The 15652-nt window shown below is 43.9% G+C and carries 20 protein-coding genes and 1 pseudogene; 18 read left to right on the top strand and 3 right to left on the bottom strand.

Going from position 1 to position 15652, the window contains the following annotated elements:
* Positions 1-2 precede the first annotated feature (2 nt).
* The 11 genes from MUCPA_RS02420 (at position 3) to MUCPA_RS02370 (ending at position 9617) form a co-directional block, all read left to right on the top strand.
* Entirely contained in the window at positions 3-2465 is a 2463-nt protein-coding gene (locus MUCPA_RS02420) for a TraG family conjugative transposon ATPase (RefSeq protein ID WP_008504220.1), read from the top strand.
* Positions 2466-2467: 2 nt separating this feature from the next.
* The gene (locus MUCPA_RS02415) at positions 2468-2845 is read left to right on the top strand and encodes a hypothetical protein (protein WP_157543794.1); all 378 of its coding nucleotides are present in this window, start codon (positions 2468-2470) and stop codon (positions 2843-2845) included.
* A gap of 112 nt (positions 2846-2957) precedes the next feature.
* Positions 2958-3638, top strand: coding sequence for a hypothetical protein (locus tag MUCPA_RS02410; protein WP_040626984.1), 681 nt, complete (start codon positions 2958-2960; stop codon positions 3636-3638).
* Positions 3625-4266 (top strand): hypothetical protein, encoded by a 642-nt coding sequence (locus MUCPA_RS02405; protein ID WP_008504217.1) that lies wholly within the window; start codon positions 3625-3627, stop codon positions 4264-4266. Before MUCPA_RS02410 ends, MUCPA_RS02405 begins: the two co-directional genes overlap by 14 nt.
* Positions 4253-4927, top strand: a complete 675-nt coding sequence (locus MUCPA_RS02400) for a hypothetical protein (protein ID WP_008504215.1) — start codon at positions 4253-4255, stop codon at positions 4925-4927. The genes MUCPA_RS02405 and MUCPA_RS02400 overlap by 14 nt, the downstream gene beginning before the upstream one ends.
* Complete coding sequence (traJ, locus tag MUCPA_RS02395; RefSeq protein WP_008504213.1) at positions 4924-6102, top strand: conjugative transposon protein TraJ; 1179 nt, start codon at positions 4924-4926, stop codon at positions 6100-6102. Before MUCPA_RS02400 ends, traJ begins: the two co-directional genes overlap by 4 nt.
* Before the next feature lie 53 nt (positions 6103-6155).
* Entirely contained in the window at positions 6156-6779 is a 624-nt protein-coding gene (gene traK / locus MUCPA_RS02390; protein ID WP_008504212.1) for a conjugative transposon protein TraK, read from the top strand.
* Entirely contained in the window at positions 6776-7000 is a 225-nt protein-coding gene (locus tag MUCPA_RS02385) for a hypothetical protein (protein ID WP_008504211.1), read from the top strand. Before traK ends, MUCPA_RS02385 begins: the two co-directional genes overlap by 4 nt.
* 7 nt (positions 7001-7007) lie before the next feature.
* Entirely contained in the window at positions 7008-8081 is a 1074-nt protein-coding gene (gene traM / locus MUCPA_RS02380; RefSeq protein ID WP_008504210.1) for a conjugative transposon protein TraM, read from the top strand.
* 40 nt (positions 8082-8121) lie between these two features.
* On the top strand, positions 8122-9384 hold the full coding sequence (locus tag MUCPA_RS35575) for a hypothetical protein (RefSeq protein ID WP_157543793.1): 1263 nt from the start codon (positions 8122-8124) through the stop codon (positions 9382-9384).
* A gap of 59 nt (positions 9385-9443) precedes the next feature.
* Positions 9444-9617 (top strand): hypothetical protein, encoded by a 174-nt coding sequence (locus MUCPA_RS02370; RefSeq protein ID WP_008504208.1) that lies wholly within the window; start codon positions 9444-9446, stop codon positions 9615-9617.
* 68 nt (positions 9618-9685) lie between these two features.
* Here MUCPA_RS02370 and MUCPA_RS02365 read toward each other — a convergent pair whose 3' ends face one another.
* From MUCPA_RS02365 to MUCPA_RS02355, 3 genes are all read right to left on the bottom strand, one after another.
* Positions 9686-10411 (bottom strand): hypothetical protein, encoded by a 726-nt coding sequence (locus tag MUCPA_RS02365; RefSeq protein WP_008504207.1) that lies wholly within the window; start codon positions 10409-10411, stop codon positions 9686-9688.
* Positions 10412-10454: 43 nt separating this feature from the next.
* A complete protein-coding gene (locus MUCPA_RS02360) occupies positions 10455-10805 on the bottom strand; it encodes a hypothetical protein (protein ID WP_008504206.1) in 351 nt (116 codons plus the stop codon).
* Positions 10806-11042: 237 nt separating this feature from the next.
* A complete protein-coding gene (locus MUCPA_RS02355) occupies positions 11043-11795 on the bottom strand; it encodes a hypothetical protein (protein WP_008504205.1) in 753 nt (250 codons plus the stop codon).
* Between the two features lie 595 nt (positions 11796-12390).
* Between MUCPA_RS02355 and MUCPA_RS02345 the strand changes: the two genes are divergently transcribed.
* The 7 genes and pseudogenes from MUCPA_RS02345 to MUCPA_RS02320 all read left to right on the top strand — a co-directional run bounded on the left by MUCPA_RS02345 (position 12391) and on the right by MUCPA_RS02320 (position 15651).
* Complete coding sequence (locus tag MUCPA_RS02345) at positions 12391-12981, top strand: hypothetical protein (protein WP_008504204.1); 591 nt, start codon at positions 12391-12393, stop codon at positions 12979-12981.
* Between the two features lie 6 nt (positions 12982-12987).
* Positions 12988-13188 (top strand): hypothetical protein, encoded by a 201-nt coding sequence (locus tag MUCPA_RS02340; protein ID WP_008504203.1) that lies wholly within the window; start codon positions 12988-12990, stop codon positions 13186-13188.
* Between the two features lie 5 nt (positions 13189-13193).
* Complete coding sequence (locus MUCPA_RS38100; protein ID WP_008504202.1) at positions 13194-13364, top strand: hypothetical protein; 171 nt, start codon at positions 13194-13196, stop codon at positions 13362-13364.
* Entirely contained in the window at positions 13361-14140 is a 780-nt protein-coding gene (locus tag MUCPA_RS02335) for a DUF3560 domain-containing protein (protein ID WP_008504201.1), read from the top strand. Before MUCPA_RS38100 ends, MUCPA_RS02335 begins: the two co-directional genes overlap by 4 nt.
* 26 nt (positions 14141-14166) lie before the next feature.
* A complete protein-coding gene (locus MUCPA_RS02330; protein ID WP_008504200.1) occupies positions 14167-15060 on the top strand; it encodes a DUF932 domain-containing protein in 894 nt (297 codons plus the stop codon).
* A gap of 80 nt (positions 15061-15140) precedes the next feature.
* Positions 15141-15299 (top strand): annotated as a pseudogene (locus tag MUCPA_RS37530) (DUF932 domain-containing protein); the annotation flags it as partial.
* A gap of 43 nt (positions 15300-15342) precedes the next feature.
* Positions 15343-15651: a hypothetical protein gene (locus tag MUCPA_RS02320; protein WP_008504198.1), complete on the top strand. Its 309-nt coding sequence runs from the start codon at positions 15343-15345 to the stop codon at positions 15649-15651.
* Position 15652 lies beyond the last annotated feature (1 nt).

Genomic DNA, 15652 nt, shown 5'->3' with positions numbered 1-15652 from the left:
TCATGGGAATAGACATAGAAAAAATTCTGCCCTTAATCAAAGTCGAAAACGGTGCGATACTTTCTGCACAGGGCGATATTACCATCGGGTTTAAAGTCATATTGCCGGAAATTTTTACGCTTTCCGACCGCGATTACGAAGCCTATCATCAAACGTGGATTAAGGCCATTCGATTATTACTACAAGGTTGTATCTTCCATAAACAGGATTGGTTTGTCGAAAGTAACTTTAAGGCTGATTTTGAAAAGGCGGGCAAAAGTTTCCTTTCACGGTCAAGCGAACGCTTTTTTAATGAGCGTGAATGCCTGGAACACCATTGTTATATCTACCTGACCCAAAAACCAAAGGACAGAAAATTGGGCTCATCCGTATACAGCAACTTGTTACGTAAGAGCATTGTGCCGCAGCAAACGATCAACCCCGTTCTTTTTAAGGACTTCCTGGACAGTGCGGGTCAGTTCGAGCGCATTTTAAAGGACAGTGGATTTGTTACCCTCGCACGGATGAATAATGATGAATTGGCCGGAACAATAGAAAAGGCCGGGGCCATAGAGCGTTATTGTTTTCTTTCCACTCCCGGCAAACGACCGGTATTACAGGATATTCATATTAAGGACGAGATCAGGGTTGGGAATAATCATTGTGAACTTTATACTTTGGCTGATGTGGAAGACTTGCCTGCACTTTGCGGCAGCCGTATCAATTATGACAAATACAGCACCGACCGTACGAAATTCAGTATCGGCTTCGCATCCCCATTGGGCCAGCTACTCAACTGTAACCATATTCTCAATCAATACGTGTTCATTGAGGACAGTCAAAAAACGATCAAACGTCTGGAAGCAAAGAAACTACGCCTGCAATCTTTGTCCGGTTATTCCCGTGAGAATGCGATCAGCCGCGACGCGGTTAACGATTTTCTGAATGAGGCCATCGGTCAGCAGCGTTTGCCTGTCAAAGCGCACTTCAATGTTTTAGCCTGGTCTGATGACGAAGCCAAAGTAAAAGACCTGAAAAATCTGGTATCGTCCGCTATGGCCCAAATGGATGCCACCGCCAAACAGGAAACCGACGGCGCGCCGCAAATCTGGTTCGCCGGGATGCCGGGGAACCAGGCAGATTTTCCGATGAACGAGACGTTTGATACGTTCGTGGAACAGGCCACCTGCTTTTTTAACCTCGAAACCAATTACCGCGACAGCGTCAGCCCGTTTGGCATCCGCTTAGGTGACCGCCTTACCGGCAAGCCTGTTCATGTGGATATTTCAGATGAACCGATGCGGTTAGGCTGGACGACCAACAGGTCGAAGTTTACAATCGGCCCGTCAGGTTCCGGTAAAAGCTTTTGGACAAACCACCTGTTACGTTCCTATTATGAGCAAGGTGCCCACATCGTGGTCATGGACATAGGCCACAGCTACCGCGGCTTATGTGAACTGGCCGGAGGTTATTACTTTACCTATTCGGAAACCGACCCGATCAAATTCAACCCTTTTCATTTAGCTGATGGCGATGTACTGGATACCGAAAAAAAAGAAAGTATCAAAACCTTGCTTTTGGCCCTTTGGAAAAAGGACGACGAGCCTTACCGCAGGTCGGAATATGTAGCCATTTCCAACGCGCTCACCGGCTATTACAAGCACCTGGATACTTTTCCTGATATTTTCCCCTGCTTCAATACTTTCTATGAATACCTGATGGAGCATTATCTGCAAGTACTGGAAGACGGCAAGGTTAAAGAGAAAGATTTTGATGTGGCCAATTTCCTCTATGTCCTGAACCCTTACTATCGGGGCGGTGAATTTGACTACCTGCTTAATGCGACCGAGAACCTCGACTTATTGCACGAGCGGTTCATTGTATTCGAGATCGATGCCTGTAAAGACCATCCGATTTTGTTCCCGGTAGTTACCCTGATCATCATGGAAATGATCATTTCCAAAATGAGAAAACTTCCCGGCATTCGGAAAGTTGTACTCATTGAGGAGTGTTGGAAAGCAATCGCCAAAGAGGGGATGGCCGAATATATCAGGTATTTGTACAAAACCATGCGTAAGTTTTATGGGGAACCTATCGTTGTAACTCAGGAGGTTGAGGATATTATCAGCAGTCCCGTTGTCAAACAGGCGATCATCAATAACAGTGATTGCAAGATCTTGCTTGATCAAAGCAAATATCAGAACAAGTTTGATGCGATACAGGAACTGTTGGGCCTGACGGACAAGGAAAAGGCGATGATACTTTCGATGAATAAGTCCAACGACCCCAAAAGAAAATACAAAGAGGTTTTTATCTCGTTGGGCCAGTTCTCCAAAGTGTACCGTACAGAGGTAAGTCTGGAAGAATACCTGGCCTATACAACGGAAGAAAGCGAAAAGGTCAAAGTACACCAATACGCCGCTAAATACGGCAGTATACAAAAAGGCATTGCCATGCTGGCAATGGAAATGAGAACCAAAAACTGAAGATGATGAAAGCAACATTTAAGATCATGGCAACTTGTCTATTATTTGCGACCGCTTGCCAAAACGAAAGCAAAAACAAACAGGACTTCATCCCCGGCACTTACGTCCACAGTTCCAAAGGCGAATACGGCGTTGCCGATGATACGCTTATCATTCAACACGCCGGTGGCACCAGCTATCAGATCAAGCAAAGAACTACCTACCAGGCCATCAGGGACGGCAAGTTGCTTCCTAAAAAGCACAAAGTTCAAAATTATGATGCAGCTTGGGACGAAACTAAGCAGGAATTGGATGAAGCGATAACTGGCAGGATCTATCACGTTGATCTTAAAAATAACGCCCTCATCATTAAGCAATCGTCTTACCGAAAGATCAGGTAAGGTCAATTAACCCGATTTATTAACCATTAAATAACGCCCCTTTTTAGGGGCGTAAGGGAGGCTTATGAATATTCCCAAAGGGATTTTACATGCCGTAAAAAAACTGAAAATCATGAAAAAGTACATGGTCATACTACCCTTATCGGCCGTAACCGTCTTTGTATCCCTGCCGAAAGGTGCCGATGCTCAGATCGTGATCGGCCAGGTACTTGGAGAAACCGTGGGCCGGGTTATACGGGCCATCGATTTACAGGTACAGCGGATGCAAAATCAAACCATCTGGTTACAAAACGCACAAAAGGCGCTTGAAAATCAATTATCCAAATTAAAGCTAACGGAGATATCCGACTGGTCGCAAAAGCAAAAAGACTTATACAACGGCTATTATAATGAGCTTTGGCAGGTCAAATCCGTGATCGCTTATTACGAGCGTATCAAGGATATTACCCAAAAGCAGGCAGCCCTGGTCAGTCAGTACAACCACGCCTGGAACCTGCTCAAACAGGATAAGCATTTCAACGCCGAAGAACTTACCTATATGCAATCCGTTTATTCCGGCATCTTACAGGAAAGCGTGAAGAACCTCGATGAGATTTTAGTCGTCATCAATTCGTTTAAAACGCAGATGAGCGATGCGAAACGGCTTGAACTGATCGACAAAGCCGCCGACCGTGTAGATACCAATTGCAGCGATCTTAAAGAATTTAACAATCAGAATTACGTCTTGAGCATTCAGCGGGCCAAAGACGAAAATGAAGTAACCACCTTAAAACGGTATTATGGAATCGATTAAGTTAAAAGCCATGCTGGTTTGCCTGCTTTGCACGGTCGTCGTTTCTGTTAAGGCGCAGACATTCGCAGAATGGTTTTCACAAAAGAAAACCCAAATCAAATACCTGACGCAGCAGATCGCGGCACTGGAGCAATACGGCGCATACATTAAGCAGGGGTACGCGATCTCGCAGAATGGTTTAGGTAGTATCGGCGGCTATATCAAAGGTGAATACGGCTTGCACAATGATTACTACACCTCGCTTAAAACGGTAAATCCCGCTGTTAAGGGCAGTTCCAAAGCGGATAGCATCATGTCATACGCGGCACAAATTCCGGTTCGGTTCGATCACCTGAAGAATTTAACAGGATTGGATCAGGACAACCGTAAATATATCGCCAGTGTAAAGGCAAAGGTGCTGGATGAATGTAATAAAGATCTTTCCGAACTGCAATTGATCATGACTAACGGCGATGCGCAAATGACCGATGATGAACGCATTAAACGGCTGAATGACATTGATGAAAGGATGAAAGACAAATATGCGTTTACACTTTCCTTTTGCAGCCAGGTCAGGACGCTTTTACTGCAAAGGCAGCAGGAACTCAATGATGTGAACACTTTAAAACAACAGTATGGAATCAATTAAAAAATTTGTCAGTTCCGGCTTGTTGAAGAAAGCCCGGTTGGGATTGATCACCTGTGTGATCTGTACATTGAGCTTCCGGCAGGCCAGCGCGCAAATCTCTACCGGCCAGGATATGCAGCAGCTACTGCTCGACATCGAAAAGCTCACGCAGTTCAAGGCCATTCTGTCAGATATGCAGCAGGGCTATTCCATTTTGACGCAAGGTTACGGACAAGTAAAAGACCTGTCACAAGGCAACTTCAACCTGCATTCGGTCTTTTTGAACGCTTTATTGCAGGTCAATCCGCAAGTAGCCAAATATGCGCGGGTAGCTGATATCATTGCCGACGAAGCGAGTATTCTTACCGAATACAAAAAAGCCTACAAGCAGTTTCAGAGCGGCGGCCACTTCAACGCCGATGAACTTGACTATCTGGCTAAAGTGTACGCGCAATTAACAAGCGCGGCCTTGAATGACGTCAACGATCTGGCGAATATTATTACCGCCTCTAAAATGCGTATGAGCGACGACGAAAGGCTATCAGCGATTGACCGCATTTACTCTTCAAGCAGTGATAAGCTATCCTTTCTAAGAGATTTTAACCGCCGTGTAAGCGTCATGGCCCTACAGCGCCAGCAGGAACAGAACGAAGTCAATAACTTAAAATCACTGTACCCATGAAAAGGAAAATAGTATTTACAGGCGCGGCACTACTCTTTTTGAGTAGTGCCGCCACAACCGCCAGTGCGCAGGATATTGCCGGCAGCCTCAAAGGGATGCAGCCGGTATTGGATAACGTGTATAACCAAATGATACCCTTATGTAGCAACCTGATCGACGCAGCGCGGGGAATTGCGGGCTTTGCTGCCTTGTGGTATATCGCTTCGAGGGTATGGCGGCAGATCGCTCACGCGGAGCCGCTGGACTTTTACCCGCTTTTGCGGCCATTCGCGTTGGGTATGGCGATCATGATGTTCCCGCTCGTAATTTCTATCATGAATGGGATTATGCAGCCTATCGTTTCAGCCACGGGTGCAATGGTCAAAAATTCGGACAGCAGCATTGCCTTACTGCTTAAACAAAAACAGGATGCCATAAAAAACAGCAGTGCTTACCAGATGTATATAGGCGACAATGGCGAGGGTGACAGGCAAAAATGGTATAAATACACGCATCCCGATGATCAGGATCAAAATGAGGGCACTTTTGAATCCATCGGTAATGACGTCAAATTCTGGATGGATAAGCAAGCCTACAATTTCAAGAACAGCATCAAACAATGGATGTCCGAGATTTTACAGGTCTTATATGCCGCGGCAATACTCTGTATCAACACGATACGCACGTTCTACCTGATCGTATTGGCCATATTGGGGCCATTGGTATTTGGGTTTGCAGTCTTTGACGGTTTACAGCATAGCCTACAGCAATGGATAGCGCGTTATATCAATATTTTTCTTTGGCTGCCTATCGCTAATATCTTCGGTGCCATCATCGGGCAGGTACAACAGCAAATGATCAAGCTGGATATTTCGCAGATACAAAGCGCCGGGGACACCTTCTTTTCGTCCACAGACACAGCATACCTGATCTTTCTCTGTATCGGCATCGTCGGCTATTTTTCCGTGCCGAGCGTAGCTAATTATGTGATACACGCGCATGGGGGCAACGGTTTACTAACTAAAGTAACCAGTGTCGCTGCAACGACCGTCAGTATGACACCGGGTGTAGTTGGTGCCATCGGCGACCGGGCCGAACAGGGCCGCAACAATATCCTGAACATGCCAAATGACTTTATGGAAGGTTACCGGGGCGGCGGCAGCCAGCATCAAAAAGATAAGCTGGCCGGGAACTAACATTTAACAGAATTATTCACCATTTAATTCCCCTTTTAGGGGTTGGGGGGCTTATGTTTCAGCAATTTAAAAATATCGACACCGCTTTCAAGCACATCAGGCTTTTTAGCTTCCTGCTCATCTTTGCCTGCATCGCAATCAGTTGCTTTGCAGTTTATAAAAGCTATCAAAGTTCGGACAACTTCAAAAACCACATTTATGTGCTGGCCAACGGCAAAGCGCTGGAAGCGGTTGCTTCCGACCGGAAAGATAACGTACCTGTGGAATGCCGCGATCATATCAAAACCTTTCATGAAGATTTTTTTAGCCTTGACCCTGATGACAAGCAGATACAAGCCACGATCACCAAAGCTTTGTATTTAGCGGACGGGAGCGCAAAGACAGCTTACGATAATTTAAAAGAGGCCGGTTATTACAATAACCTGATCTCCGGTAATATCAGCCAGCAAATCGCCGTGGACAGCATCAAACTGGATATTAATCAATATCCCTACGCTTTCACCTGCTTTGCTACTGAAAAGCTGATCAGAAGCACATCGGTAACCGCCCGTAGCCTGATCACACGCGGGTATTTGCGCAATGTCAGCCGCAGTGACAATAACCCGCATGGTTTTTTGATCGAGCGTTGGGAAACGGTGGAAAACAAGGACGAACAGGTTAAAAGCACACAGCCATGAGATTATTCACGAAAAGAAAAACAGGTAGCAACATCGCTAACCATCCATCCCTTAAAGTAGGTCTGCTTATCGCAGAAAAACAACGCAAGGCAGCCGATTACCTTAGCCGGAAAACGCAATACTGGAACCGTAATTCTAAGATCGTTGCCTTAGTCATATTCTGCCTGCTATTCGGTGGGGCATGCCTGCTACTACTCATTAAAGCTATTATTCACTTTTAGAAAAAATATGATGACAACACAAGAAGAAAGAAAACGGAAATTGTTATTGTTCCTGCCACTTTTGTTATTACCGTTCTTAGCATTGGGGTTCTATGCATTAGGCGGCGGCAGGAATGACAACTCGTTACAGGCGGCAACCGCCAGCAAGGGTATCAATACGGATCTTCCCGGCGCGAACTTAAAAAATGACAAATCGCAGGACAAGCTAAGCCTGATGGATAAAGCGCAGCGGGACAGTGCTTCCGCACGTTCTAAAACAGCCGCAGGCGCTTTTGCCGCATTGGGTTGGGACACGGCGCGGTTTAGCCAAAAGCGTAACCCGGCCAAAACAGCGGAAGATAACGAGGTTCAGATCAAAGATCGTCTGGCTCAAATCAACAAACAGATTAATCAGCCAATACCTATTACTAAGGCCCCCGTTAATGATTATACGGCATCCTCAAAGTCGGCTGATCTGGAAAGACTGGAAAAATTGCTCAAACAAAAACAGCAAAGCAGTGAACCAGACCCGCAGATGCAGCAGTTGAATACCATGCTCGATAAGATCATGCAAATTCAAAACCCAACTTTGGCTAAGGACAAACCCAAATCAGATCAGGCCAGCGTACCAGACAGTGCCTTTAGAGCGATCCCCGCAGTCATCGACGGCAATCAAAAAGTACCGCCGGGCGGTATGGTCAGGCTCCGCCTGAAAGATACGATCACCATCGGCGGTATTACTTTTCCCAAAGGCCAATCCTTGTCTGGCTTATGCGCCATCACTAACCAGCGCCTCTTACTGGATATTAAAAATATCCGTTTAGGCACGACGATCATCCCGGTTAATCTCACCGTGTTTTCGCTCGACGGCTTGGTGGGCATCAATGCGCCCGAAGCAGAATTAGCGGGCGCAGCGGGGGAGGGCGCAAACGGCGCACTGGAGAATATGCAGTTCCTGTCTATGGATCAGTCGCTTTCGACACAGGCGGCTACGGCGGGCATTTCGGCAGCCAAAGGGCTATTGAGCAAAAAGGTTAAAAAGATCAGGGTGAGGCTGAAAGATCAGGAAACAGTCCTGCTCCGGAATAATCAACAAAAATAACAGGGTTAAGCATTGATTGATCACCAAAATTAGCGTGGATATGAATTTGGAAACGCGATATGCAGGGGCAATAATTCGGATGCTGGAAGATGCACAGGATATAGGGCTTCCCTATGTCGTATTTGAAATGCACCCAACCGACATGCAATTACAGCCTCACCAGTTTCAATTTTTCGACACGCTTGGAGAAGCGCTGGATGAATGGAAAGCCAAAGCAGGGCTGAATTACCTGTCGGCATGGGAAGGGTATCCTGTTTACTACCGGCATGTTGACCAATTATTAGATGAATTAAAACAAGTTAATAAACTTTCAAAAGAAGAAATTATGAATTACAACAATCTGGAAACGCTGAAAGGAGAATTAACAAAGCTTCGCTTCAGCGACAAAACCATTGCGGCCATGCAGCAGCAAATGGAAAAGGGAGTGCCTGAATTTTACCTAAATGACAAAATTAAGGGCACCAGGGGGCAGGTCGATTTAACGCTGCATTTCAAGCAGTCCGGCCAGTCCGAGAACTATTACTTCAACAAGTTTGAAGCCACGCTGAACACGGCGAAACCGTTGGAAGAAGGTCAAAAATATATGGTCATATCGCCCAACCCCAATGCCGCAGGCAAAAATCTGGTTAAACCCTTTGAACACATGCACGAGGCCATCAGTTTCTTTAAGGAACAAAAAGGCGATAGTGTATTGGCCGCTGGAAAGGATGCCGCGCATAAAACAGAATTGGCCAAAATGGAAAAAGGGAAGATCAACTACGTAGCCAAAGAATTTCAGGTGCCATTCCGCAGCCCGGCCAGAACGCAAACTTTTTATATAGATCGCGGTAAGGGCTTCACCGCCGAGCAGGGTGCCAACCTGATGCAGGGACGCGCGGTTTACCGTGATGATCTCGTCAATGCTGCGGGGGAATATAAAGCCTGGATAAAATTAGACATGGACAGTCCTAAAGACCGTTATCAGAACTATACTGCCAATCAATACCATGTACCATCCTACGGTTTTGACCTGGAAAAAGTGCTGGACAAGTTCCAGATCAAGGAACTGAACGACCCGGCAAAAAAGGCGGCTTTGGTCGAATCCCTGCAAAACGGTAACCGTCCTGCAATTACTACGGTGAAAGACGGCCAGGAAATCAAATTGAATATTGAGGCAGTGCCGCGTTATGGCCAGATCAACATGTTCCAGGATAATGGAAAACCTGAAAAAAGGGAACAGTTCCTGAAAGAACCGTCGCTGAATACAAACCTCAACGTAGGTAAGGCGAAGGAAAAAGAGCAGGAACAGGGCTTAAGCGTTTAATCGCCATTGTTTCAAATGATTAACAATTAACAAAATTATTTATATTAAAATTTTTCATTATGAGTACTATCGCAAAATTGAAAGAGTTGGTTGCTTCGGCAGAAGTTGATGCCGCAAAGTTTTATGAAAAAGGGAACAGCGCAGCCGGCACCAGGCTCCGCAAGGCTTTACAGGAAATCAAGGTTACAGCACAGGAAATCCGTCAGGATGTTAGTTCAAAAAAGAGAGCCTGATCTTTAATTTAAGAAAGGCCCGGTCGTTTGACCGGGCCTTTTATGCTTTATGAGAATAAATAATAATCTCAGGGCTGATTTATTACACTGGCGGCTTTCAAGATCATTCGGAAATGGTCATCCTCAATATCCAACCCTAACCGCGTCAACAGGTAATCACATTGCATATTTACAATATTTTCATCTAACTGACTGTCCGAATTGATCGTGATAGTAGTTTCGGCTATAGCCGTTTCTAAAACGACCTCGTTGGTAAAATTGTAATAAACAACTTCCAAATCTTGCTCAGTATTAACTTCAGGGGTACACAAACGAAGCTCCCTAAACGAGTGATAAGGAGAAAGGTCGATCACTATTTCCTTTACTAATTTTTCTCCAAGTTCATCCAGGCGCTCACCCTCAAAAAGATCTTCGTTACCCATCAGGCCATTCAGACAAACAACAAAACTGATAAATTTTTCTTTAGGCGCGACCCATACAGTCTTCCAATAGTCGGGTACGAAAAAATCCTTTAACTCTTTAACGGAATCTTTTGAAACGCGTTTTTTGATGGCTTTGATCGCCTTATTTGCTGCCACCGCTTTCGGGCCTGTCTCAATGGCAAACGCCATTAAGGTAGGCACCCCGAACAAACTGCCACCGTTTCCCAATGCAGTGCAGATCGTTCTGAAAAGAAAAATACTTTCCGTTTTACGCAATGCTTTATGTAACTCCAATTCATCCGCTTCATTTTCTTCATTATAGCCCTCATTCAGCAGCCTTTCTAAGATTAGGTATGTTTTAGGGTCTTCCATAAGCGGTATGGTATCACTATATCAAAACTAAGGATTTTATCCTTTATCGCAGATCATAATACATGTTGTCGTTAATGTCATCGGCTGGATTGCGTTTAACAAGAACGATTGCCTGGTCTTCCTCTAATCGCCAATCCTGGCCGTCACGAATATAACGCTCTGTGTAAGACTCTCCATTTTCATCATCCATTAACACGATCATCAGTCTGTATTCACCAATAGCCCAATTTCCCCGCATTTCCTTTGCAACAATATCGTTGCCATCTGTTGCTAAAATTGACCATTCGACTAATAAGTCCGGACGTAATATAAAATATTCAACATGAGAACTATCGCCAGGCAGGTGTTTCAGATATACACCCGCATTTGGTAGAATATGGGGATTGGGATACATAGTGTCAATAATTGAAAAGGTGACGCCTGAAGCCCAATTCCTGAAACAAGGTTAACATAACAATCAATATGATAATAATGATAAATTCTCTTTTCCTCATTGAGATAAATCCAAAAAGTGATTAATAATTTGTCAGTTCAGACATATTCATAATTCATTTTTTAATAATTAAAACTATTGCCAGGGCCTTTTTGATTACTTATAATTAGACAGTGTGCCCAAATTGTTTTAGCACACCTAAAAATTCTTACCAAAAGCTTTGACCACCTGAATATTTAAAAACTCAGTCATTAATTCCGTATAAAACTCCTTCAGTTCACTTTCCTGACTTTCCTCAATCTCAGTACCTGTTAAAATATCGCGTACCTCTCTTTCAGATCTTAATAATTTATCATACCGGATCATTTCATTAAAATAAGCATCAGTTTCCATGTGGCAAATCCTAAAGTCCCTGATCGAATGGAAGCCATCCATATTTACACCTAATTCACCGATCAAAAAATCGCCCAGCGCCTCTGTTTCTTGATCTTCTATATCCACCCCCAATGACATCGTTATCACATTGAATATACAAAAGAAAGTCAGGGCGCTTTTGTTCCACCTGATCTGGCTAAATCCTGTGCTGTTAATCACACTGATTTGTTCCGCTGTTATTTCGGTTCGTGTCTGAATAGCGTCGATAGTCGTACGGATTTCAGCTTGTATATGGGGAGCCGCCGCTTTCTCTTTCCAAAGCAAAGCAGGCAGCGCGTATGCCGTACCAACGGCCATTAAAGTGATACATGAGCTATAAATCAGAATCGGATTATCTGTTTCGACCAATACGTCGATAATAAAATCTTCATCTATATCGATGACATTATCATCAACCTCTTCCGCCCATGTGTTTGTATCTTCAAAGTCGTCTTCAGCTTTAAAAATGTCAAAGGCAGGATTATACTCAATATTATCCTCAAGTAAGAAATACAAATGTTCTTTTAGTTCCGACATATCTAAGAGGTTAGGTATACGACATTTAGCTATCTAACAAATTTACACCACAAAAATATTTAAAAGCGGGACATCCTAATTTATTTTTAACATCAGCAGCATCAGCCGCTTCATTTCGTACCTGCATTCAGCCGCTTCACTGCAACAGAAATACGGGTTGCTGTTCGCACCCATATTTTATTTTCCCGCCCTTTTATAAGTCATCTGTAACTCCTTATATGCTTATTCATTTTACTCCACTGGCTTTTTACAAAGCAAATTTCTGAACGGCAGATCTGAATGTCAAGACCAGGGCCCTACGGGTTTGCTGAAAAAAAATCTCCACCCTCGCTGCGCTCAGGTCGTATTTTTTTTCGCAAAGTCTTGCCCTTCAGACTGCCGTATTCAGGTGAGTTGCTCAATAAAAAGCCACCGGAGGCGCATGCCGATGGTGACTTACTAAGAGCAAAAACCATGAACGCAGCAAAAAGAAGAAAAAGCAGAAGCCCCCCGCACAACCCACAGCGTGGCGACAGGTCGCCACGGCTGACACCCGGCACACGCCCTACGGGGCAATTAATCCATTCAGTTAAAAACAATTTAAAAATTAGAAATCATGAAAACTACAGTAATAGGAAGCGCAAAAGCTAAAAACAACAGCGAAGTGAAAAACAATATCCGTCCAAGCGTAACAGGAAAGGAGGCAAAAAACAATGAAGCTGATAAAGATAAAGCACCTGCCCAAACTCCGCAGGTTGAGGAAAACCAAGCACCCGAAACTAAGGCCGGTAACGGCGTTACAATGGATAACCAACCCGCAGACACTATTGCCACCCCAAAAGGGGGCGAAGTGAAACAGGCAGAGCCAACAAAAAAGGAGATTAAGGAGCAGATAATCGCAAGACCTGTTTTTAACCTTGATACCACCGTTAAGTTGATCGGCGACCTAAGCAAAAAAATCACACAGCGCGACAAGCTAAGGGCCACAATCGATAATCTCGACACTTTTACTATCGCATCCAACGAGGACGGGGACGTAACAGACAGCAATAAATTTTACCGTTGCGAACTGGTTTTACACGATGATGACGGCAACGAATTTGTAACCAAAAATGCCTACATCATCGAGCATGTAGCGCAGTATGTCAACAGCCTTTGCGTTGAAAAATTGGCCGAAATCGAGGCCGAAATAGTTATTCCTGTTTAATTAATAATGAAAACGCCCTGTGTATCAAACGATATACAGGGCGAATTTCACAAGGTTGAACCTTTAAAAATTGTAAACATGTTGGAGTTATTTATTGAATTGACCAACCAAATTTTTTGGGATGGTTACGCGGAAAACTTAGCCCATGAAAATCCGGCAGCGTTCCAGTTGGAATATACCGAGTTTTTAAACGGCTTCAATTATTGATTGCCATGAAAGACACAGTTTATTTATTGATCAAAGTGGTAATTAATACTAACCACAGGAACATACAGGATGCTATAAGCGATGTACAGCGAAATACAATTTTCACCATCATGAATAGCAAGAATGTAAAGGTAATTGACAGTAAGATCATGGATTTAAGAACCAAAAGAAAATGAAACACGATTTTGAAGAACGCAGGGAAAGGCGTATTAATAACGCGAAGAACCGAGCAATAAAAAATGAGAATGAAGCCAACCGACTTTTTAAAAAGTCCGATGAAATGGCCAGTATTATCCCCCCCGGCCAGCCCATTTTAATTGGCCACCATTCAGAAAAACGCGACCGTAATTATAGGGAAAAAATGAGGGGTACTTTTCGCAAGGGTATAGAATGCACCGACAAAGCAGCATACTATACCGACAAAGCCGAAAGCATAGCAAGTAACAACGCGATTTTTTCAGACGACCCCGAAGCCGTAGAAAAACTGACAGAAAAATTAAACAACCTCAAAACGGCACAGGAGTTTATGAAAGCTGCCAATAAGTGTATTAAAAAACAGGACAAAGCCGCTTTTTTAAAACTGACGTTGGGTACAGAACAGCTATGGGAGGAAATAAACCGGAGCGGTCGGGTATTTGGCAAGGGCTACCCACACTATGAACTGACCAATAACAGCGCCAATATACGCCGGATAGAACAGCGTATCAATCAATTGAAAACGCAGGCCACCAAAGCCGCAACCGATAAGACTATTAACGGCGTACGCATTTTTGAGAATACCGAAGCCAACCGTTTGCAAATCATTTTTGGCGGTAAGCCGAGCGCGGAAGTGAGACAGCTTTTAAAGGCGCACGGTTTCAGGTGGGCACCCACAGAGGGCGCATGGCAGCGACATATCAGCAGGCAAGCCTTGTATTCGGCTGAAAGCATAGCCGAAAGATTAAGCAACTGATTATTTCACTTTTAAGATTTAATAACATGACAACTATAAATAACAGCCTGGTTAAGCCCAAAGTGTGGAATGTGATAGGCACAACAATTTCAAACAACGCAACGAGCGCAGAAGCTATACAGGAAGCAGGTTTAGATTTTGAAGTCGTAAAACATCCCAATACTCATTCGTTGCCGAGTGGCATAAATGTCATATCTGATAACAGCTATTTTACCTATCGTACCGATACCGAGGCGATTTTAGGGGATAAAATTGGCAGTGATTATGCCGTAATTCAGAATACAAAGGCGTTTGATATTTTCGATGGTATCGCAGGGGGTAAAAATCTGATAAAATATGAGACTGCCGGGGCATTGGGCTATGGGGAAACCATATTTGTTACCGCCAAGTTGCCCGGGCATATTCGTGTTGGCCGGGAAGATTTAATCGACAATTATTTGTTTCTGACGTCAACCCACAATGGAACGGGTTGCATAACTATTGCATTTACACCCGTGCGCATCTGGTGTTCAAATACGCTTAACGCTGCTTTACGAAACTGTTCTAATGCCGTATATATCAGGCATACCGCGAGCGCAGAGGAAAAACTAAAAAGCGCACATAAGATTTTAGGGTTATCCGACCAACTGACCGTTGAACTGGAGGCGATATTTAATCGATGGGCAAGGATTAAAATTACCGACCCGCATGTAAAACGGCTGATACAGTTAGCCATGATTCCCAATAAGGAAACCTACCAAAAACTTAAAACAGGCAGGGAGGCCGAGTTATCAAGTCATTATAACAACATGGTGAGCAGTGTTTTTGATTACGCCATGACCGCAAATAGTCAGCAGGAACTTACCACAAAAGGAACACTATTCGGAGCGTACAACAGTATCATTATGAAAAGTAAAAGATTATGTAAAGCAACATCATAAAGAGGGGTTAAACAGCTGTGTTTGGCTTCCTACTTTACAATATCACTTTACATAATAATACTTATGCAAAGCTTTGCATAAGCGTAACAGGCTATTTTCAGAACGTCCGCAATTTCAGGGATGAAGAAAGCAAGTTTAAAAGCATCATGTACGGCACAGGTTCTCAAAGGGGGCAGACCGCCTTTGACCTTTGTACAGATTTTGCCAAACACGGCACGGATGCGCTGATACTTAATTAATTCCATAAGGCGGGCCAGTCCCGCCTTATTCAACTTTAATGCAATGGAAGAATTAACAATATGTTATGAATATGATTTTGCCCTTACCGTCCGAAAGAAGAACGGAAAGCAATATAAAAATCATCATATCGCAGGAATAGGTATCAGTTATAGCACCGCCTTATTCGATGCTTATACCATCCTGAAAAAGCGAAAATGTGAAATACTGACTATCAACTACGTGAAAGCCAAAAGCATTGCATTCGCTTTTGATAAGGACGGAGCATCTGTAAAGGTCAGCTTAAACGAATACCCGCCCCCGATACCTGATGATTATGAAAAGGAACTAAACCGCTTACCAAAAAAACAATAAA

This window comes from Mucilaginibacter paludis DSM 18603, from assembly GCF_000166195.2.
GTDB lineage: Bacteria > Bacteroidota > Bacteroidia > Sphingobacteriales > Sphingobacteriaceae > Mucilaginibacter > Mucilaginibacter paludis.
Note: the sequence above shows the minus strand (reverse complement) of the source record. Positions and strands in the feature narration are given on the sequence as shown.